The 18932-nt window shown below is 67.8% G+C and carries 13 protein-coding genes and 1 pseudogene; 6 read left to right on the top strand and 8 right to left on the bottom strand.

Annotated elements, in window-relative coordinates; all coding sequences use genetic code 11:
- Window positions 1-22 precede the first annotated feature (22 nt).
- From QT386_RS03000 to QT386_RS02985, 4 genes are all read right to left on the bottom strand, one after another.
- A complete protein-coding gene (locus tag QT386_RS03000) occupies window positions 23-640 on the bottom strand; it encodes a GDSL-type esterase/lipase family protein (protein WP_289272252.1) in 618 nt (205 codons plus the stop codon).
- An 81-nt stretch (window positions 641-721) separates the two neighbouring features.
- A complete protein-coding gene (locus QT386_RS02995) occupies window positions 722-1366 on the bottom strand; it encodes a TetR/AcrR family transcriptional regulator (RefSeq protein WP_289272251.1) in 645 nt (214 codons plus the stop codon).
- A 195-nt stretch (window positions 1367-1561) separates the two neighbouring features.
- The gene (gene ssb / locus QT386_RS02990) at window positions 1562-2068 is read right to left on the bottom strand and encodes a single-stranded DNA-binding protein (protein ID WP_289272250.1); all 507 of its coding nucleotides are present in this window, start codon (window positions 2066-2068) and stop codon (window positions 1562-1564) included.
- Between the two features lie 13 nt (window positions 2069-2081).
- Entirely contained in the window at window positions 2082-3269 is a 1188-nt protein-coding gene (locus tag QT386_RS02985) for an MFS transporter (RefSeq protein WP_289272249.1), read from the bottom strand.
- A gap of 325 nt (window positions 3270-3594) precedes the next feature.
- On the opposite strand from QT386_RS02985, the gene uvrA reads away from it, so the two are divergent.
- The 3 genes and pseudogenes from uvrA to QT386_RS23310 form a co-directional block, all read left to right on the top strand.
- Window positions 3595-6417 carry an excinuclease ABC subunit UvrA gene (gene uvrA / locus QT386_RS02980; RefSeq protein WP_289272248.1) on the top strand — a complete coding sequence of 941 codons (2823 nt, stop codon included), beginning with the start codon at window positions 3595-3597 and terminating at the stop codon, window positions 6415-6417.
- Window positions 6418-6722: 305 nt separating this feature from the next.
- Window positions 6723-6953, top strand: coding sequence for a hypothetical protein (locus tag QT386_RS02975; protein WP_289272247.1), 231 nt, complete (start codon window positions 6723-6725; stop codon window positions 6951-6953).
- Between the two features lie 12 nt (window positions 6954-6965).
- Window positions 6966-7088 (top strand): annotated as a pseudogene (locus tag QT386_RS23310) (hypothetical protein); the annotation flags it as partial.
- Window positions 7089-7260: 172 nt separating this feature from the next.
- Here QT386_RS23310 and QT386_RS02970 read toward each other — a convergent pair.
- From QT386_RS02970 to QT386_RS02955, 4 genes are all read right to left on the bottom strand, one after another.
- The gene (locus QT386_RS02970) at window positions 7261-9114 is read right to left on the bottom strand and encodes a DUF1302 domain-containing protein (protein WP_289272246.1); all 1854 of its coding nucleotides are present in this window, start codon (window positions 9112-9114) and stop codon (window positions 7261-7263) included.
- 17 nt (window positions 9115-9131) lie between these two features.
- On the bottom strand, window positions 9132-11489 hold the full coding sequence (locus QT386_RS02965; protein WP_289272245.1) for a hypothetical protein: 2358 nt from the start codon (window positions 11487-11489) through the stop codon (window positions 9132-9134).
- 164 nt (window positions 11490-11653) lie between these two features.
- A complete protein-coding gene (locus QT386_RS02960) occupies window positions 11654-13198 on the bottom strand; it encodes a glycerol-3-phosphate dehydrogenase/oxidase (protein WP_289272244.1) in 1545 nt (514 codons plus the stop codon).
- Between the two features lie 8 nt (window positions 13199-13206).
- A complete protein-coding gene (locus QT386_RS02955) occupies window positions 13207-15633 on the bottom strand; it encodes an acyl-CoA dehydrogenase (protein WP_289272243.1) in 2427 nt (808 codons plus the stop codon).
- Window positions 15634-15754: 121 nt separating this feature from the next.
- Here QT386_RS02955 and QT386_RS02950 point away from each other — a divergent pair, with 121 nt between their 5' ends.
- The 3 genes from QT386_RS02950 to QT386_RS02940 are packed head-to-tail and all read left to right on the top strand — an operon-like array spanning window position 15755 to window position 18844.
- The gene (locus QT386_RS02950) at window positions 15755-16984 is read left to right on the top strand and encodes an efflux RND transporter periplasmic adaptor subunit (RefSeq protein ID WP_289272242.1); all 1230 of its coding nucleotides are present in this window, start codon (window positions 15755-15757) and stop codon (window positions 16982-16984) included.
- Window positions 16985-16988: 4 nt separating this feature from the next.
- Window positions 16989-17681 (top strand): ABC transporter ATP-binding protein, encoded by a 693-nt coding sequence (locus QT386_RS02945; protein WP_289272241.1) that lies wholly within the window; start codon window positions 16989-16991, stop codon window positions 17679-17681.
- 11 nt (window positions 17682-17692) lie between these two features.
- A complete protein-coding gene (locus tag QT386_RS02940; protein WP_289272240.1) occupies window positions 17693-18844 on the top strand; it encodes an ABC transporter permease in 1152 nt (383 codons plus the stop codon).
- The last annotated feature ends 88 nt before the right edge of the window (window positions 18845-18932 follow it).

The following is an 18932-nucleotide window of genomic DNA, read 5'->3' as shown; positions in this document are numbered from 1 at the left end:
TTCTGCTGCGGGGTGGAACGACTCAGGAACCGAGAACGGCCGGGACGATGGCCCGGCCCCAGATCGCATAGCCGGGGCCCAGCAGGTGGAGTTGATCGTTGCTGAGCTCCCGCCGGATCTGGCCACTGCCGTCGTCGAACAGCGGATACAGGTCGATCAGTGACAAGCCCTGGCTCGCGGCGATGGCGGCGTAGCGCGCATTCAGGTCCTGGATCTGCGGCGCGAGCTTGCGCCGGCAGGGCAGCACGGTCTGCAGGAACAGGCGGCACTCCGGCAGTTCGCGACGCAGTTCGACGAGGATCTTCTCGACGTTGCTGGCGATGTCCGGCACGGGCACGCCGCGCGAGAGGTCGTTGGTGCCGATCATCAGGAACAGCTTGTCCGGACGCACGCGGACGACCGGCTCCAGCCGCGCCAGCAGGTGCTCCGAGCGCTCGCCCGGGATGCCGAAGTTCAGCACGCGCAGGCCGGGGAACAGCAGCTCCCAGCGGCCCAGGATGGTAATGCTGTCGCCCAGGAACAGCACGCCGCCGCAATCGCGCGGGGCGGTGGCATCCAGCGTGCTGCGCATCTGCTCCCAGAGCTTGGCGGACATCTTGCTGTCGAGCCAGGCACGCCAGGCCCTGGTGACGGGATTCATGTGATAAGCCCTCCGGAAGAGTGGTGGTTCCAGCAGCGCCCGCCGCTGGACCCGGCGGCGGACACCCGAGCCTTGCCGACGCTAGGCCGTGACGCCGAGCAGCCTGGCGGCGAACAGCGCGTAGGTGTCGGCGATCTGCTCGGGAGTCTTGCCGCTGTCCGGCGTGTACCAGTGGGCCACGCGAAGACCCATGGCACCGATGGCGGTCATGGCCAGCTGGATGTCGGGGACCTTGAACACACCGAGGTTCACACCGCGCTGGATGACGTCGAGCATCAGCGTTTCGGACTGGCGGCGAATGGCCAGCAGCGGCGTCGCGAATTCCTCCGGCAGCGCATGCAGCTCCGAGTTGGAGACGACGGCAAGCATGGGGTATTCGGCATGGGCGCAGACGTGCGCCCGCACGACCGCTGCGAGCTGCACCTGCACGTCGGGCTGCGCGGCGAGCAGGGCGTCGCGCATGCGGCGGAAATGCTCCTCGTGGCCGATGCGCACCAACTCCGCCAGGACATGGGCCTTGGAGGGGTAATGCGAATACAGCGAGGCACCCTTGATGCCCACGCGGCTGGCGATGTCGCGGATCGACGCGGCGCCATAGCCCTGCTCCGCAAACAGCCGCAGCGATTCGCTGAGGATCTGCCCGCGGGAACCGTCCGGAGCGGTACCTGGCGGCAGGTCGGTGCCGACCGCAGCCAATCGGCGGTGGGAAGCAGGAGTGGAGAACATACTAACACTCGTTAGGGTGTGCCTGATTTTATTACCAATGCATCTTATAAACAAGCTAACGTTCGCTAGCTTTTGATTGATTGCCACTCCATCGGCACTGCACCGCATCAATCCGGCTTCGGGAATCGGCAAACAAAAAGGGTGGTTCCTAGCGAACCACCCTTTCCCTGCCGATCGCCTGGGACAGACGACTTCTCAGAACGGAATGTCGTCGTCCTCGAAGTTGCTGTCGGCCGGCGCGCTGGCCGGTGCCGGGGCGGAACGGCCGCCGCCGGAGGAGCGCTCATAGCCGCCACTACTGCCGCCACGCTCGTAGCCGCCGCTGCGCTGGTCATCGCCACCGAAGTTGCCGGTGCCGCCGCCGGGCTTGCCGTCGAGCATCTGCATGTCCTGCACGCGGATCTCGGTGGTGTAGCGGTCCTTGCCCTCCTTGTCCTGCCACTTGCGCGTGCGCAGGGAGCCTTCGACGTAGACCTTGGAGCCCTTCTTCAGGTACTTGCCGGCGATCTCGGCGAGCTTGCCGGGGAACACCAGGTTGTGCCACTCGGTGGCGTCCTTCATCTCGCCGGTCTGCTTGTCCTTCCAGCTCTCGGTGGTGGCCAGGGTGGCGTTGGTGATGGCGTCGCCACTGGGGAAGTAGCGCGTTTCCGGGTCCTTGCCCAGGTTGCCGATGAGGATGACTTTGTTGACGCCGCGTGCCATGAGCGCGCTCTCCTTAGGTGCTTGAATTCAGTGAACGGGATGCCGCCAACGGGGGTGGCGCCAGCTTCACCGCGAAGGTGAGCCAGAGTAAAGGCAGGGCCGCGGCAAGGCAAAGCACGCCGCTGACGCCCCAAAGGCCCAGGACGAGGCCGGCCAGCGGCCCGCCGAGGCCGCCGCCCAGCACCTGGGCGGTGGAATAGACGCCCAGCGCCGCGCCCTTCTGCTCGGGCGGCGCCATGCGCGAGATCATGGAGGGCAGCGAGCCCTCCAGGTAGTTGAAGGCAATGAAATAAAGCAGCAGCGCGCCGACCAGGCCCAGGCTGCTGCCGTGCAGCAGGCCGGCCAGGGCCAGCGATACGGACAGCAGGCCGATGGAGCCCAGCAGTACCGGCCGCGCCTGGCCACGGGCCTCGGCCCAGCGCACCAGCGGGAACACCGGCAGGATCGACAGCAGCAGCATCGGCAGGTAGACCTTCCAGTGCTGCTCGCCCGGCAGGCCCAGGGTCTGCTCCAGCGCGAAGGGGGCGGCGACGAAGACGGCGGTCATGCAGGCATGCAGCAGCAGGATGCCGCCGTCCATGCGCAGCAGCTGGCCGTCGAGCAGCACGGGGCGCAGGCTCAGGATGGTCGGCACGTGGCGCGGCGGCTCGGCCGGCACGTACCAGAGCACCAGGGGCACGGACAGCAGGGCCAGCATGCCGGTGAGGGTGAAGATGCCGTCCACGCCGATCCAGCCGGAGACCACCGGGCCGAGCACCATGGCCAGGATGAAGGACACGCCCATGCCGACGCCGACGATGGCCATGGCTACCGTGCGGACCTGCTCGCGGGTGACGTCGGCCAGCAGGGCGGCGACGGCGGAGGACACGGCGCCCGCGCCCTGGATGATGCGGCCGGCGGTGATCCAGTGGATGTCCTGGCTGTGGCCGGCGATGAAACTGCCGGCGGCAAAGACCAGCATTCCCAGCACGATCAGCGGCTTGCGACCCCAGCGGTCGGAGGCCATGCCGACCGGGACCTGCAGGCAGGCCTGCATCAGGCCATAGGCACCCATGGCCAGACCAATCTGCCAGGCGGTGACGTTGCCGGGCAGGTCCTTGGCGTACAGGGCGAACACCGGCATGACCATGAACATGCCGATCATCCGCAGCGCGTAGACCGCGCCGAGGCCGATAACGGCACGCCATTCAAGGGAATTCATGAGCTTAGGGGCGGAAGTGCGGGAACGTTGAGCCGTGATTCGCAATTGTCTTGCCGAAGCGCGCTTCGCCTTTGAAATGCAGCGGATCGGGCACATATTATTGATCCGGCAACCCTTCCCTGGATACCCCTGCTCGCCATCCCTCAGTGCCGCAACTCGATCACGCTGCGGAGTTGCCGGATCAAAAATCACAGAGCATGGTCTGTTATTGAAGCGGCGATATCGCGCTCCAATCCACCCTTGAAACCGGCTTCCGGCCCCCGCAACTTGTGGAAACGGCATATCGCCGCTTCAATAGCTGGTTCTCTCCTTCCCCCGAATCCCCATGGACACCATCCGCATCCGCGGTGCCCGCACGCACAACCTGAAGAATGTCTCGCTGGACCTGCCGCGCGACAAGCTGATCGTCATCACGGGCCTGTCGGGCTCGGGCAAGTCGTCGCTGGCCTTCGACACGCTTTACGCCGAGGGCCAGCGCCGGTATGTCGAGTCACTGTCGGCCTATGCCCGGCAGTTCCTGTCGATGATGCAGAAGCCCGACGTGGACGCCATCGAGGGCCTGTCGCCGGCGATCTCCATCGAGCAGAAGTCGACCAGCCACAACCCGCGCTCCACGGTGGGCACGGTCACCGAGATCTACGACTACCTGCGCCTGCTGTTCGCACGCGTGGGCACGGCGTATTGCCCGGACCACGATGTGGCGCTGGAGGCGCAGTCGGTGGCGCAGATGGTGGACCAGGTCATGGCACTGCCGGCCGACTCGGCCTGGATGCTGCTGGCGCCGGTGGTGCGCGGCCGCAAGGGCGAGCATGCGGAGTGGTTCGAGCAGGCCAAGGCCCAGGGCTTCGTGCGCGTGCGCGTGGACGGCAAGGTCTACGAGCTGGACGAGGTGCCTACGCTCAACCGCAAGCTCAAGCACGACATCGAGATCGTGGTGGATCGCTTCAAGGTGCGCGCGGACATCAAGCAGCGCATCACCGAGTCCTTCGAGACGGCGCTGCGCCTGTCCGACGGCCTGGCCTACGTGGCCCCGCACGGCGAGAGCAAGGCCGAGACGCTGACGTTTTCGGCGCGCATGTCCTGCGGTCACTGCGGCTATTCGCTGGAGGAGCTGGAACCGCGCCTGTTTTCGTTCAACGCGCCGCACGGCGCCTGCCCCAAGTGCGACGGCCTGGGGACGATGCAGGTGTTCGACGAGGAGCGCGTGGTGGCGCACCCGGAGCTGTCGATGGCGGCGGGCGCCATCCGCTCCTGGGACAAGAAGAACCCCTATTACTGGCACTTCATCACCTCGCTGGCCAGGCACTACAAGTTCGATCCCGAGAAACCGTTCGAAAAGCTGGCGGCCAAGGTGCGTGACCTGCTGCTCTACGGCAGCGGCGACGAGAAGATCACCTTCGAGTACCCGGACGAGTACGGCGGCAAGCGCCGCTCGCTGCACCGTTTCGAAGGCATCATCCCCAACCTGGAACGCCGCTACCGCGAGACCGAGTCCGACGCGGTGCGCGAAGAACTATCGCGCTACCTCAGCCAGAAGGCCTGCCCCGAATGCACCGGCCAGCGTCTCAACCGCGCGGCGCGCCACGTGCGCGTGGCGCAGCAGAACCTGCCGGCGCTGACCGCGCTGTCGGTGCGCGATGCCGGCGCCTGGTTCGGCGACCTCAAGCTGCCCGGGCACAAGGGCGAGATCGCGGAGAAGATCCTCAAGGAGATCAGCTCGCGCCTGTCCTTCCTCAACAACGTGGGCCTGGACTACCTGACGCTGGCCCGCTCCGCGGAGACCCTGTCCGGTGGTGAGGCCCAGCGCATCCGCCTGGCCTCGCAGATCGGCGCCGGCCTGGTGGGCGTGATGTACGTGCTGGACGAACCCAGCATCGGCCTGCACCAGCGCGACAACGAGCGCCTGCTGCAGACGCTGTTCCGCCTGCGCGACCTGGGCAACACCGTGATCGTGGTGGAGCATGACGAGGACGCGGTGCGCCAGGCCGACTACGTGGTGGACATCGGCCCCGGGGCCGGCGTGCACGGCGGCGAGGTCGTGGCCCAGGGCAAACCCAAGGACATCGAGAAATCGGCGCGCTCCGTGACCGGGCAATTCCTGTCCGGCCGTCGCAAGATCGAGGTGCCCAAGCTGCGCAACCCGCGCCAGCCGGGCAAGGAGCTGGTGATCCGCAATGCCCGCGGCAACAACCTGCGCAACGTCACCGCGGAGATTCCCACCGGGCTCATCACCTGCGTGACCGGCGTATCGGGCTCCGGCAAGTCCACGCTGATCAACGACACCCTGTGGGCCTATGCCGCGCGCCAATTGAACGGCGCCAGCGCGCACCACGCACCCTGCGACGGCATCGACGGCCTGGACCTGCTGGACAAGGTCATCGACATCGACCAGTCCCCCATCGGCCGTACCCCGCGCAGCAACCCGGCAACCTACACCGGCCTGTTCACGCCGATCCGCGAGCTGTTTGCCGGCGTACCCGAGTCGCGCGCACGCGGCTACGAGGCCGGGCGCTTCTCCTTCAACGTCAAGGGCGGCCGCTGCGAGGCCTGCGAGGGCGACGGCGTCATCAAGGTGGAGATGCATTTCCTGCCCGACGTCTACGTGACCTGCGACACCTGCAAGGGTCGCCGCTACAACCGCGAGACGCTGGAGATCAAGTACAAGGGCCGCGCGATCAACGAAGTGCTCGACATGACGGTGGAGGACGCACTGGACTTCTTCAAGGCCGTGCCGGCGCTGCGCAAGAAGCTGGAAACGCTGATGGATGTGGGCCTGTCGTACATCACGCTGGGGCAGAACGCGACAACGCTGTCCGGCGGCGAAGCCCAGCGCATCAAGCTGGCCAAGGAGTTGTCGCGCCGCGACACCGGCCAGACGCTCTACATCCTGGACGAGCCGACCACCGGCCTGCACTTCCACGACGTGGCGCAGCTGCTGGTGGTGCTGGAGCGCCTGCGCGAGCACGGCAACACGGTGGTGATCATCGAGCACAACCTCGACGTGATCAAGCGCGCTGACTGGATCATCGACCTGGGTCCGGAGGGCGGATCGGGCGGCGGTGAGATCGTGGCGGTCGGCACGCCGGAGGCAGTGGCGAAGAACAAGCGCTCGCATACGGGGCGGTTCCTGAAGCCGCTGCTGGTTTAAGTTCGCGGTACGCCCTTCGACAGGCTCAGCGCGAACGGTTGATCGGGCGGCCAAGGATGGCCGCCCCGCCGGTAGATGGACGAACTGGAGTCGCGCCATGGATGGCTACCCGAACACGCTCACCCTTCGACAAGCTCAGGGCAAACGGCACGATCAACACTTCGAAATCCTGCTCTTGGCAACTGGTCCTGCGTTGCCCTACCTCGGGCGTCCATGCCCTCGTCCCCTGCCCTCAGCCACGAGGGGTGAGGCAGTCAGGAAGACCGGGCCTGGCATCCTGCAACGCAGGCGCTATGATCGGCGCCATGACTCTCGCCGGCCCTCACCGCTACCGCGCCATCCTGGCTGACTCCGTCCCCTTCCGCGGCCTGGCGCCGGGTGCCATGGACCGTGTCGTGGGCCCCGCCATGCTGCTGGAAGCGGCACCCGGCTCGCCCGTGCTGTTCGAAGGCGAGCGCAGCAGCCCGGGGCTCTACGTGGTGGTGGAGGGCGAGGTCGAGGTCCACCAGGGCGAGACGCGGCTCAATGTGCTATAGCGCGGCGACTGCTTCGGCGAGTACTCGCTGATCGATGGCAAACCCACGTCAGCTTCGCTGAGGGCGCTGTCTGCTGCCCGTCTGTACTTCCTGCCCAGCGGCCTGTTCCAGAAGCTGGTAGCCAACGACGATTAGGCTGCCGCCACCATCTACCGCAACCTGCTGGTGAAGCTGATCGCGCGCCTGCGCGACATGAACACGGCCGGCTAATCGGGCAAAAAATAAGGGCCGGTTTCCCGGCCCCAGGCACACACCCCACGATCATGGGCTCCGCGCGGCCGTCACCGTGCGAGCCGTTGGCCGCATATCAGAACGAATACTTCAGCACCGCCTCCACGTAGTCGCGGTCGGCCAGCAGGTTGCGTCCACCAAGGCCGCCGGAGCTGGTGGCGCCGAAGTAGGTGGTGTAGCCGATCTCGCCCTGCCAGGCCTGCAGGTAGGTGACCCCCAGCGACACGTGCACCGACTTGCGGTCTTCCACGAAGTTGGTGATCGGCGTCGGCGTGGTGCCGTCCACGTCATGGTCGAAGCGGATGGTCGGCTCCACCGTGAACATGTTGAACACGTTGTTGTAGGTGAAGCGGGCGATCAGCTTGTAGCCCCAGGAGAAGGGCGTGGCGTAACGACCGTAAGGCGTCGTCGGCGCACCACTGATGGAGGCAAAGGCCGGAGTACCGGGGCCGTTGAGCGCTGCCGTGCCCGGATTGGGCGTGTAGGTGCCTGGTGCCTCGAACGCGAGTTCCTGCGCCGACGGCATGCCGTGCACGTAGGCCATGCCAGCCTCGCCCACCACCAGCACCTGGTCGTAGCCGAAGAAGCGGTTGGGCGGGAACAGGGCGGTGAAGCCGAGGTCGCCCTGGCTGACGTCGTAGCGGCGCCAGCCGCGGATGTACTGGCCGCCCAGCGCGGCACCGGCATTCCGGTTGATCTGGCTGGCGGCGCCCAGGCCGGTCAGCAGCAACTCGATGTCGTCGATCTGCAGGGGCTGGTCCACCTTGTAACTGTATTCGCCCTGGATCGAGTAGTCGCCCACGGTGGTATTGAACGACAGGCCGTAGAGCTGGATGTCTTCCGGGTACTCGACGAAATAGCTGGCCGTGCTGGCCGGCGCCGTGCTGCTGGCACGCGAGATGCCGCTGTAGAGCGGCAGGCGGCTGTGATAGTTCATGGCGTAGGCCGACAGGTCCATGTCGTTGAGCCACTTCACCAGGGTGCCAAGCTTGACGCCCCACTGCCCGGAGTCCTTGGCCTCGCCATCCGGACCGCGCGGGACCGTGCTGCCGGCGGCGACGCAGAACGTCGGCCCGTTGGGAGTCTGGCAGGGCGTATTGAAGAGCGAGTTCTCGTTGACACGGCCGAGGCCCAGATTGGCGCGCGTGCCGCCGATGCCGGCGTAGTCGTTGGTGCCCCAGTAGGAGCCGGAGGGATCGATCTGGGTCGGGCGCCAGTGCAGCTGGTAGAACGCCTCCATCGAGAGGTTCTCCAGCAGGTTGTAGGACAGCCACAGGTTCTCGGTGGGCACCAGGACCTCGTCCAGCTCGAAGCCCGGAACGCGCAGGGCCGACTGGTCGAAGGCCAGCGCGCTGTTGATGCCGTGCAGCACGAAAGTGGATTCGCCCCAGTTGATCACCTGGCGCCCGATCTTGAAGGCCAGCGAGCGGTCGTTGATGTCGAAGCCGCCGAACAGGTAGGCGTCGAGCATGTCGGCGTCACTGCCCAGGTAGTTGTGCAGGCGCGCGTTCTTGGCCTCGTATTCCGACAGCGGGGCTTCCTTGCCGACGCCGTAGTCGCTGGCGTCGAAGAAATCGTGGTTGCGCGCCTTCTGGTTGAAGACGTAGCTGCCGCGGAAGAAGGCCCCCCAGTTGCCACGGGTGAAGGTCAGGTCCGAGGTCATCTTGGCAGTGGCAGCCACTACCTCGCCACGGTCGAAGGCCAGGTTACCGTCGTCGCTGTTGGTGGAGAAGGCGGTGCCACCGTTGGCGATGCCGACCAGGCCATCGTCACGGCCCTGCACGCGCATGGCGGCACCCACGGCCAGCTTGTTCTCCAACTGCAGCGTGACGCCGTGGATGTCGTCGGTGAAGGCCTGGGCCGGCAGTGCCGGCATGAACAGCGCGGCTGCGGCCAAGGAGATCAGGTTTTTGTTGTTGAGGTTCTTCATGGTCTTGTTCTCCTGGCTCACTCAGCCGCCGCAGCGGCCGGAGCCGGCGCCGGGCAGTTGCCGCCGATGGGCAGGCAGGCCCCGTTGGAAGCCAGGAAGCTGGCCACCTGCTTCTGCATCTCGGTGAAGGCCGCAAGGAACTGGGTGTCGCTGCCCGCGGCCGCGCCGTTGTCCGGCGTCAGGATGGTGCTGTGGTCGGCCTGGCCCTGGGGGAAGCGCACGACGTTGCTGCGTGCCGCGGCACCGAGCAGGATCTCCTCGGTCGCAGGGATGCCGATCGCCCCAGTTTCACTGGGCTTGAAGGTGAGGCCCATGACCCGCGCCAGCGGCGTGGTGCCGGAGAGGTAGCCGGAGATCGGCAGCACGTCGATCGCCGGGCAGGCCGGGTCGTTCTTGATCGCGCAGTTGGGCACCACCGCGTCACCGACGACCTCGATCATCAGGATCGGATGCTTGGCAGCGGCGGCGGCGGCGAAGTTCAGTGGGTCACCCGAGTCCACTGCAGTCTGCGCAAAGCGCAGCACGGTTTCATAGGAGTCGTTGCCCTGTGCGACGAGGCCGCCCGACGCCGCGGACAGGCCGGCCGAGATGCGCGGGCCGAATGCGGCGGAGGCATCGAGCAGCTTGGCGATACCGCCGCCCGGCATGGCCAGCACGCCGGCCCCGGTGGCGTCGTTCACGCCCAGGAAGGTGCTGGCGACGATGGCGCCGAGCGAGTGCCCGACATAGCGGACCTGCGTGGTGTCGAACTTCACCGTCACCTGGGGCGCACCCGCCACGGAGGCGAAGATCGTGCCGGGCGCGGCGGGGTTGGCCAGTTCGGACAGCGGCACCGCGGTCAGCGACTTGCCCAGCACCAGCAGGTCGGAGACGCCCTGTCGCAGGTTGTCACGGGAGGTCAGCAAGCTGCTGAGGTTGATGAAGTGCGTGCCGGAGCTGTCGACGATGCCGTCACCCGGGGCGAACGGATTCTCCGGGGTCGCGGGACGCGGAGCACCGGTGGCGTTGTCAACCACGTCCAGTTCGAGCGTGCGCTCGGTGGTCCCCGGGACGCGGAAGGCGGCGATGCTGCCGTCGGCCTCGCGGATGCCGTGCAGCGGCAGGTCGATGGCGATGACGGCGAATCCCGCCTGCGTCAGCGCCGGCACCAGGCCCAGCATCTGCGAGCGGTTGCCGGTGATGCCGTGCTGGAAGATGACGACCGGCCAGCCATTGGTCGGCATGGTGCCGGCCGGCACGGTGGCCAGCACCGGCACGGTCTGGTCGCTCTGCTTGAGCGGCAGCGGATAGCAGATAGTGGTGCTGTTGCTCGGCTTGGCGGTCTGGCCGTCGGGTAGCGTGGCGCCAATGGCAAACGCGCCGCAGGGCACGCGGCCGAGGAAGCTGGCGGCGGTATCGGGCTTGGTGATGTCCGCTTTCCAGGCCGCGCTCAGCGGGGCCGTGGTGGAAAGGTAGTAAGGCAGGCGCAGCAGGCCGGCGTAGACCTGTGCCGGGGCACCGGGCAGGCCGAGCATGGTGGTGGTCAGCGGGGTGCCGGCCGGTGCCGGCGCCGGTGCCGGGGCTTGCTGCAGGCGCAGGATGCTGGACTGCGTCGCCGCGGCCATGCGATCCAGCGTGCGCGTGGTGGACTGCGTGGTGAAGGGCCAGGCGATGGCGACGGTGTCGGCCGGCTTACCGAAGGCGGCCAGCACCTGCATCACGGGGATCAGCTGCTGGCGGATCGCCTCTAGCGTGGCCTTCTGGGTGTCGTTGAGGATCGCCAGCACCGGCTCGGTCTGCGCGGACACCGGCGTGGTGGAGCGCACCACGCGGAAGTAGTCGCTGGGGATGATCGGCTCGCCGGCGGTGGAGCGCACCGCGGTGCTCAGCCCGACCACGTAGGTGGTGGACGGCTTCAGCGGCTTGAGCGGCTCGATCAGGATGCGGCTGCGCTTGTCGGAGATCGGCCGGCCGTCGGCCGGATCGATCACGGTGGAACTCTGCACGCGGAAATCGACGCCGGGCACCAGCGGCCTCGGCGGCGAGGTGGAGGTGTCGATGATGGTCAGCGCCGGTAGGACGGTGTCGAAGTCGACGAAGCCGGCGACGTCGGTGAACAGCGAGGCAGTGGTCGACCAGCCGTCGAGCTGGTTGACCGCAGCGATGAAGGGGTTGGGCGGCGTGGACGCATTGGGAATGTTCAGCGTCGGATCGCTGAAGCCGGCGAACAACAAGTCCACCGGAAATGGAATCTGCGGGCTGTCCGCCAGCGGGTCGAACAACGACACCGCCTTTTCGCCTACGCCCCCGGGGAAGTCTCCCCCTTCGTTGGACGCCTTGTCGCAAGCGGACAGGGCCAACACCAAAGCCAACGCTCCCAGGCGGGCGTATCTCATCTTCGTCTCCTGCACTCGTGGGGAAGCAGCCGCACTTCCACATTATTTGTCGCCCCGAACTCCGTCAGGACTCATTTGCACCATCTCGAGGCAGTATTCGTGTGTCGCAGTGCAGCAAACAATCTGTCTTGACCCGGCAATGAATACCGTTTGTCGGACCGTTCCTACACAGTTGTGCGGTAGCGCCCGATCAGGTTTCCCACGCGCTCACGCCAGTCGTCGTCGGGCAACAACAGGTCCAGCGGCAGGCGGCGGCGCAGCACGTCGTCGATGTCTCGTGCCATCTCGGACTGCAGCGCGTGCACGACTTCCGCCATCAGGAACGGCCATTCCGGATGGATGCGCGCACGCAGCTCCGGGCGCTGTTCCATGAGCTGCAGTAGCAAGGAGATATTCGTGCCGTGGCGCAAGCTGAGGGACTGCGCGGCTTCCTCGTCGATACCCGCCTCGCCGAGTTGCGCGACGGCCCCGCGCTGCCATTGTTCGAACGGCTCGGCCGGGGTTCCGGGCAAGGACGTCTCGCGCGTCAGGCAGGGACGCGGTGTCTCGGACATTTGCCAGTAGGCTGCATCGACGATATGCGAGGCATCGCGACGGGCGGTGGTAAAGCTGCCACCGACATAGGTGACCAACCGCGGCTTCGGCTTCACGATCACGGCCTCGCGCGTGATCTGCGAGAAGCTGCCGTACTCCGCGGGCTGTAGCGTGCGCAGACCGCAGAAGCGTGCGATCACGTCCTTTTCCGTCCAGCGCAGACCCGGCAGGCCGTTACGCAATCCGTCCAGCAGGTAGCGCGTTTCGTCCACGGTGGGCTGCGCCTGGTCCGGTGACGCCACTTCACGCTCGGTGGTGCCGACCAGCGTGCGGCCGTACCAGGGGATGACGAAGAACACGCGCCCATCCCGGGCGGTGAGCAGGAAAGCTTCCTGGCAGCCCGGGATCGCCGGCATCACCAGATGCGTGCCCTGCACCAGCCGCAGTGGCGGCGCCGCGTCGCCCATCAGCGACGGTGCCCAGGAGCCCGCGGCGTTGATGGTGACTCGCGCGCGCAGTTCGAAGGACTCCTGCGTTTCCTGGTCGCGCAGCCGTGCGCCGCGCACGCCACCCTCGCCTTCCAGCAGGCGTTCTGCGGCCATGCGGTTGACGCAGACGGCGCCCTGCGCCTGGGCCGCGGCGGCCACGGTCAACACCATGCGCGCGTCGTCGGTCTGGCAGTCGCCGTAGCGGAAACCCGCCTGCAGGTTCTGCGGATCCAGGAACGGAAACTCCGACAGCAGTGCCGGCGCGCGATACTGCCGGTGACGGCCCACCGAGCCACGGCCCGCGCCGAGCAGGTCGTAGATCGCCAGGCCGGCCGACAGCGTGAAGCTGCTGGCACGCGGGCCTTTCCATAACGGCATGATGAAATCCAGCGGCCGCACGAGGTGCGGGGCGATGCGCCGCAGGCGGCGGCGCTCGCGCAGCGCATGGCGCACGAACTCGAGCTGGTAGTTCTCCAGGTAGCGCAGGCCGCCATGGATCAGCTTGCTGGAGGCCGATGAGGTGCCGCCGCCCCAGTCGTACTTTTCCACCAGCGCCACGGACAGGCCGCGCTGCGCGGCGTCGCAGGCCACCCAGGCGCCATAGATACCGCCGCCGATCACCAGCAGGTCGAAACTGCGCTCGCGCAGCGCGCCGGGGCGGCGCAGGAAGGGAAAGGCGGGGGTCATCTCAAGACTTAAGGGGTCTGTACCTGTTCCAGGTGGGCATCGAATTCATCGACCGCGCAGAGGCTTTCCGCCGCCTGCTGCGCGGCGCGCAGCAGGCGCGACTCGTCCTCGGCCAGCACACCGGCCTCGCGCGCCTCGTCGATCCGCTGCAGCGGGTGCGGATGCTGCAGGCGTCCAGCACGCTGGGCCTGCTGCAGCTTGCGCATCAGGGGCTCGGCGTTGATCGCCTGCACCATCGCAGCGTCCAGACGGCCCAACGGCGAATCGCTGGCATCGTGCAGGCCCGAGGCCAGGCGCAGGCGCAGGCCACCGGGTTGTTGCAGGGCGGCGGCAATGCGCTGGCCGGTGGCGTCGTCCGCGGCGCGCGCATGGCGGCCGAGCGGGAACACCAGCAGGCGGCCGAGCCAGGCCAGCGGGCGACGCGGCAGGTTCAGCAACAGGCCATCCAGGGCGTTCTCGATACGCAGGAACTGCTCGTCGCAAACCGCCTGCAGCAGCGGCAGGTCTTCGGCGGGCCGGCCGTCCTGGTCATAGCGGCGCAAGGCGGCGCTGACCACGTAGAGTCCGGCGAGCACGTCACCAAGCCGGGCCGACAGGCTTTCACGTAGCTTCAGGCCACCGCCGACCGCGGCCAGCGTCAGTTCGGTGCACAGCGCCAGCGCGGCGCTGTAGCGGTTGGCACGCAGCGCGATGCAGCGCATGGCGGCATCGCCGGGCGAATGGCCCCAGCGCGCCAGCGTGAGCCCTGCTACCAGGCTGCGCGCGCCGGCCTGCAGGGCATGGCCGGCATGCGCCATCAGCAATGCGTCGAAGCGCTCCAGCCCCAGCGCAGCATTCGGCTCGGCGGCAGCGGCGATCTCCTCGCGCAGGTAGGGGTGGCAGCGCAGCGCGCCCTGGCCGAACAGGATCATGCCTCGCGTCAGCAGGTTGGCGCCTTCCACCGTGATCGCCACCGGAGTGCCCTGGAAGGCACGCGCCAGCCAGTTGGAGGGCCCAAGCATCACGCCCTTGCCGGCATGGATGTCCATGGCTCGCTTGAGTGAGTCCTGCGCGGTCTCGCTGCAGAAGGACTTGGCGATGGCCGAAGGCACCGCCGGTTTCTCGCCCAGCTCCACCGCCTGCGCGGTGAGCTGGCGCACGGCCTGCACCGCGTAGGCCTGGCTGCCAAGGCGCGCCAGCTGCTCCTGCACCGCCTCGAAGCTTCCCACCGGCTGGCCGAACTGGCGGCGAATGCGGGCGTAGGCGCCGCTGGCCAGCGCGGCCATGGTGGCCTGTCCCGCGGTGTTGGACGGCAGCGAGATCGCCCGGCCGGCGGCAAGGCATTCCATCAGCATGCGCCAGCCCTGGCCGATGCGCGGCGGGCCGCCGATGATGAAGTCCAGCGGCACGAACAGCTCGCTGCCGCGCACCGGGCCGTTCATGAAGGGGTTGTCCAACGGCCAGTGGCGCGTACCGATCTGCAACCCCGGGGTATCGCGCGGGATCAGGGCACAGCACAGGCCCAGCTCGCGCCCGCCGCCCAGCAGTTGCTCGGGGTCGTAGAGGCGGAAGGCCAGGCCCACCAGCGTCGCCACCGGCGCCAGGGTGATGTAGCGCTTGTCGAACGTGAGGCGCATGCCCAGCACCTCCTGCCCCTGCCACATGCCGCGGCAGACCAGGCCGAGATCGGGGATGGCGCCGGCGTCGGAGCCGGCCCAGGGCGAGGTCAGCGCGAAGCAGGGAATCTCCTCGCCCGCCGCCAGCCGCGGCAGGTAGTGCTGCTTCTGCTCATCGGTGCCGTAGTGCAGCAACAGTTCCGCCGGCCCCAGGGAGTTGGGCACGGCGACGATGGAGGCGGCGGTGACGCCGCCGGGGCTGGAGGCGATGCGGTTCAGCACCGCCGAATGGGCCAGCGCGCCGAAGCCCAGGCCGCCGTATTCCTTCGGGATGATCATGCCGAAGAAGCCGTGGAGCTTCAGGTGGGCCCAGGCCTCGGGGGACAGGTCGCGGTCCGCGGAGGTGATGCGCCAGTCGTCGCAGAGGGCGCAGAACGCCGTGACCGGGCCGTCGAGGAAGGCCTGCTCCTCGGCGCTGAGGCCGGCGGCGGGCAGGCCATAGAGCCGCTCCCATTGCGGGCGGCCGGAGAACAGTTCGCCGTCCCACCAGACCGTGCCGGCGTCCAGTGCCGCCTGCTCGGTGGCACTGACCTCCGGCATCACGCGGCGGAAGTACTCCAGGGCCGGGCGGGTCAGCCATTCCTGGCGCAAGGGCGGGTTCAGCAACACCGTGCCGGCGACGGCCAGCAGCAGCGCCCCCAGGAAAAACAGGCTCCAGGAGCCGCCACCGGCGGCATAGGCCAGCAGGAATACCGCGTACAGCGTGATGGCGGTACGCGGCGAGGTCCGGCGCCAGGCCAGCGCCACGCTCAGCGCGATCAGCAGCAGGAGCCAGATCATCGGGGCCCGTCCCTTCCATGGTGATGGACCGCCAGCATACCGAATCATGGTTCCACACCGGCAGGGCAGGCGCCGGCCAGCTTCGTGTATAAACGCCGGCGGAGAACCATCTACAACGATTATGAACGACAAATCCGCCCTGCTCGAACAGTTGCGCATCGACCATTCCGCCCGCGCCCCGCAGCCCAGCCCCTGGAAGCGCTGGCTGCTGATCGGTGCCGTGCTGCTGGCGATCATCGTGGCCGCCGCCGCCCTGTTCGGCGGCGAGAAGCCACCCGAGGTCACCACCGTGCAGGCCCGCGCCGCCGGCCCGGGCGCCAGCGCCTCGGTGTTGGACGCCTCCGGGTACGTGGTCGCGCGACGCCAGGCCACGGTGTCCTCCAAGGTCACCGGCAAGGTCATCGAGGTACTGCTGGACGAGGGCCGCCGCGTCGAGCAGGGGCAGGTGCTGGCCCGCATCGACGACAGCAATGCCCAGGCACAGCTGGCGCTGGCGCAGTCGCAGCTCGCGGCCTCGCGTTCGCAACTGTCCACGGTCCAGGTGCAACTGACCGAGGCGGATCGCCAGCTGGTCCGCACGCGCGAGTTGGCGGAGCGCAAGCTGCTGAGCCAGCAGGCGTTGGACACCGCACAGGCCAACGCCGATGGCCTGCGGGCGCAGCTCGATACGGCCCGCCAGAACATCGTGGTAGCGGAGCGCAGTGTCGCCGTGCAGCAGCGCGCCCTGGACGACACCGTGGTGCGTGCCCCCTTCTCCGGCGTCATCACCCTGAAGAACGCCCAGCCGGGCGAGATGATCTCGCCGCTGTCGGCCGGCGGTGCGGGTACGCGCACCGGCATCGGCACGCTGGTGGACATGGACTCGCTGGAGATCGAGGTCGACGTCAACGAGAACTTCATCAACCGCGTGCAGACCGGCCAGCCGGCCGCGGCGCGGCTCAATGCCTACCCGGACTGGGAGATTCCCTGCGAGGTGATCGCCGTGATCCCCACCGCCGACCGCAGCAAGGCCACGGTCAAGGTGCGCGTGGGCTTCAAGCAGAAGGACCCGCGCATCCTGCCGGAGATGGGCGTGCGCGTGTCCTTCCGCGAGAACGAGGCGGAGAAGCAGGCGCAGCAGCCGCAGGGCGTGCTGGTGCCGGCGGCCGCGGTACAGAAGACTGGCGAGGACGGCGTGGTCTATGTGCTGCGCGAGGACCTGACGCTGGAGCGCCGCGCGGTGAAGCTCGGCGGCAGCAGCGAGGGCGAGATCAGCGTGCTGGGCGGCCTGCGCGGCGGCGAGCGCCTGGCGGTGGGCGACTTCGCCCTGCTGAAAGACGGCGGCAAGGTCAGGCTGAAGAAGAAGGAGTGAGCCCATGAGCGAAGCCATCGTCCGCCTGCGCGGCGTGCGCAAGAGCTATACGCGCGGCAAGCAGACCGTGGAGGTGCTGGAGAGCCTGGACCTGGACATCGCCCGCGGCGACTTCCTGGCGCTGATGGGCCCCAGCGGCTCGGGCAAGACCACGCTGCTGAACCTGATCGGCGGCCTGGACCGCCCCACCACCGGCAGCGTGGACGTGGCGGGCGAGCGGATCGACCAGCTCAGCTCCGGCCAGCTGGCGCAGTGGCGCGCGCGCCACGTCGGCTTCGTGTTCCAGTTCTACAACCTGATGCCGATGCTCAACGCCGAGCGCAACGTGGAGCTGCCGCTGCTGCTGACGCGCCTGCCGGCGGCGGACCGCATGCGCCGCGTGCGCGTGGCGCTGGAGATCGTCGGCCTGGGCGAGCGCGGCGGACACAAGCCCAGCGAGCTCTCCGGCGGCCAGGCCCAGCGCGTGGCGATCGCCCGCGCGCTGGTGGCGGACCCGACCCTGCTGGTCTGTGACGAGCCCACGGGCGACCTGGACCGCAAGACCGCCGACGAGATCCTGCACCTGCTGCAGGCGCTGAACCGCGAGTACGGCAAGACCATCGTGATGGTCACGCACGACCCCAAGGCGGCGGAGTTCGCGACGCACCAGTTGCATATGGACAAGGGCCGTCTGGTCGAGACCGTCGCTCACTCCTGAAGGCAGCGACGATGAAATACTTCCCCCTGGTCTGGTCGGCACTGTGGCGCAAGAAGCCGCGCACCATCTTCACGATGCTGTCCATCGTGGTGGCTTTCCTGCTGTTCGGCATGCTGCAGGCGGTGGCGCAGAGCATGACCCAGTCGGTGCAGATTTCCGGCGCCGACCGCTTGTTCACCGCCGGCAAGTTCTCGTTCACGGAGATCCTGCCGCTGGGCTACTACGCGCGGATCAAGTCCACGCCCGGGGTGCAGCTGGCCTCGCATGCCAGCTGGTTCGGCGGCGTGTACCAGAACGAGCGCAATTTCTTCGGCCAGTTCGCGGTGGATCACGAGACCTATCTGGACGTCTACACGGACCTGATCGTGAGCGAGGAAGCGCGCCGCGCCTGGGCGCGCAACAAGACAGGTGCCCTGGTCGGCTCCGGCCTGGCCAAGAAGTTCGGCTGGAAGGTGGGAGACCGCATTCCCATCCAGGCCGCGATCTGGCCCAAGCGCGACGGCCGCAACGACTGGGAGTTCGATGTCGTCGGCCTGATCGACGGACAGGACGAGGCAAGCCAGGCACAGGCCGACGTGCTGCTGTTCCGCTTCGATTACTTCGACGAGGCGCGCCAGTTCGGCCAGGGCTACGTCGGCTGGTACCTGGAGAAGATCGCCGACCCGGCGCAGGCTGCGACCATCGCCGCGGCCATCGACCGCCAGTTCGCCAACTCGCCGAAGGAAACCCGCACCGATTCGGAGAAGGCCTTCAACCAGGCCTTCATGAAGCAGATGGGCGATATCCAGCTGATCGTCCGCTCGATCCTGGGCGCGGTGTTCTTCACGCTGCTGTTCCTGACCGGCAATACCATGATGCAGTCGGTGCGCGAGCGCATCCCGGAACTGGCGGTGCTCAAGACCATCGGCTTCTCGGACCCCAGTGTGCTGGCCCTGGTGCTGGCGGAATCGCTGCTGCTGTGCCTGATCGCGGCCCTGGCGGGCCTGGGAGCGGCGTCGATCATGATGCCGGGCCTGGCGGCGAAGATGCCGGGCCTGGAGATGGGAGCCGAGGTCTGGCTGATGGGGCTGGGTCTGGCCGCGGTGCTGGCGGCGATCGTCGGCTTCCTGCCGGCCTGGCGGGCCATGCGGCTCGACATCGTCAATGCGCTGTCGGCTCATTAACCCGTCCATGACCAGGGCCGGGCCATCCATGGCCCGGGAATTTCAAACAGGCAGGGAGCCACCATGCTTCAACAGGTGCTTGCTGTAA

The sequence above is a fragment of the Solimonas sp. SE-A11 genome (assembly GCF_030345715.1).
Classification (GTDB): Bacteria; Pseudomonadota; Gammaproteobacteria; order Nevskiales; family Nevskiaceae; genus Solimonas_A.
The sequence above is the reverse complement of the archived record's forward strand: the minus strand, read 5'-3'. Positions and strand labels throughout refer to the sequence as shown.

Coding starts and splice junctions, on each gene's coding strand:
- QT386_RS03000 (WP_289272252.1), bottom strand. CDS start 640: ATGAATCCCGTCACCAGGGCCTGGCGTGCCTGGCTCGACAGCAAGATG.
- QT386_RS02995 (WP_289272251.1), bottom strand. CDS start 1,366: ATGTTCTCCACTCCTGCTTCCCACCGCCGATTGGCTGCGGTCGGCACC.
- ssb (WP_289272250.1), bottom strand. CDS start 2,068: ATGGCACGCGGCGTCAACAAAGTCATCCTCATCGGCAACCTGGGCAAG.
- QT386_RS02985 (WP_289272249.1), bottom strand. CDS start 3,269: ATGAATTCCCTTGAATGGCGTGCCGTTATCGGCCTCGGCGCGGTCTAC.
- uvrA (WP_289272248.1), top strand. CDS start 3,595: ATGGACACCATCCGCATCCGCGGTGCCCGCACGCACAACCTGAAGAAT.
- QT386_RS02975 (WP_289272247.1), top strand. CDS start 6,723: ATGACTCTCGCCGGCCCTCACCGCTACCGCGCCATCCTGGCTGACTCC.
- QT386_RS02970 (WP_289272246.1), bottom strand. CDS start 9,114: ATGAAGAACCTCAACAACAAAAACCTGATCTCCTTGGCCGCAGCCGCG.
- QT386_RS02965 (WP_289272245.1), bottom strand. CDS start 11,489: ATGAGATACGCCCGCCTGGGAGCGTTGGCTTTGGTGTTGGCCCTGTCC.
- QT386_RS02960 (WP_289272244.1), bottom strand. CDS start 13,198: ATGACCCCCGCCTTTCCCTTCCTGCGCCGCCCCGGCGCGCTGCGCGAG.
- QT386_RS02955 (WP_289272243.1), bottom strand. CDS start 15,633: ATGATCTGGCTCCTGCTGCTGATCGCGCTGAGCGTGGCGCTGGCCTGG.
- QT386_RS02950 (WP_289272242.1), top strand. CDS start 15,755: ATGAACGACAAATCCGCCCTGCTCGAACAGTTGCGCATCGACCATTCC.
- QT386_RS02945 (WP_289272241.1), top strand. CDS start 16,989: ATGAGCGAAGCCATCGTCCGCCTGCGCGGCGTGCGCAAGAGCTATACG.
- QT386_RS02940 (WP_289272240.1), top strand. CDS start 17,693: ATGAAATACTTCCCCCTGGTCTGGTCGGCACTGTGGCGCAAGAAGCCG.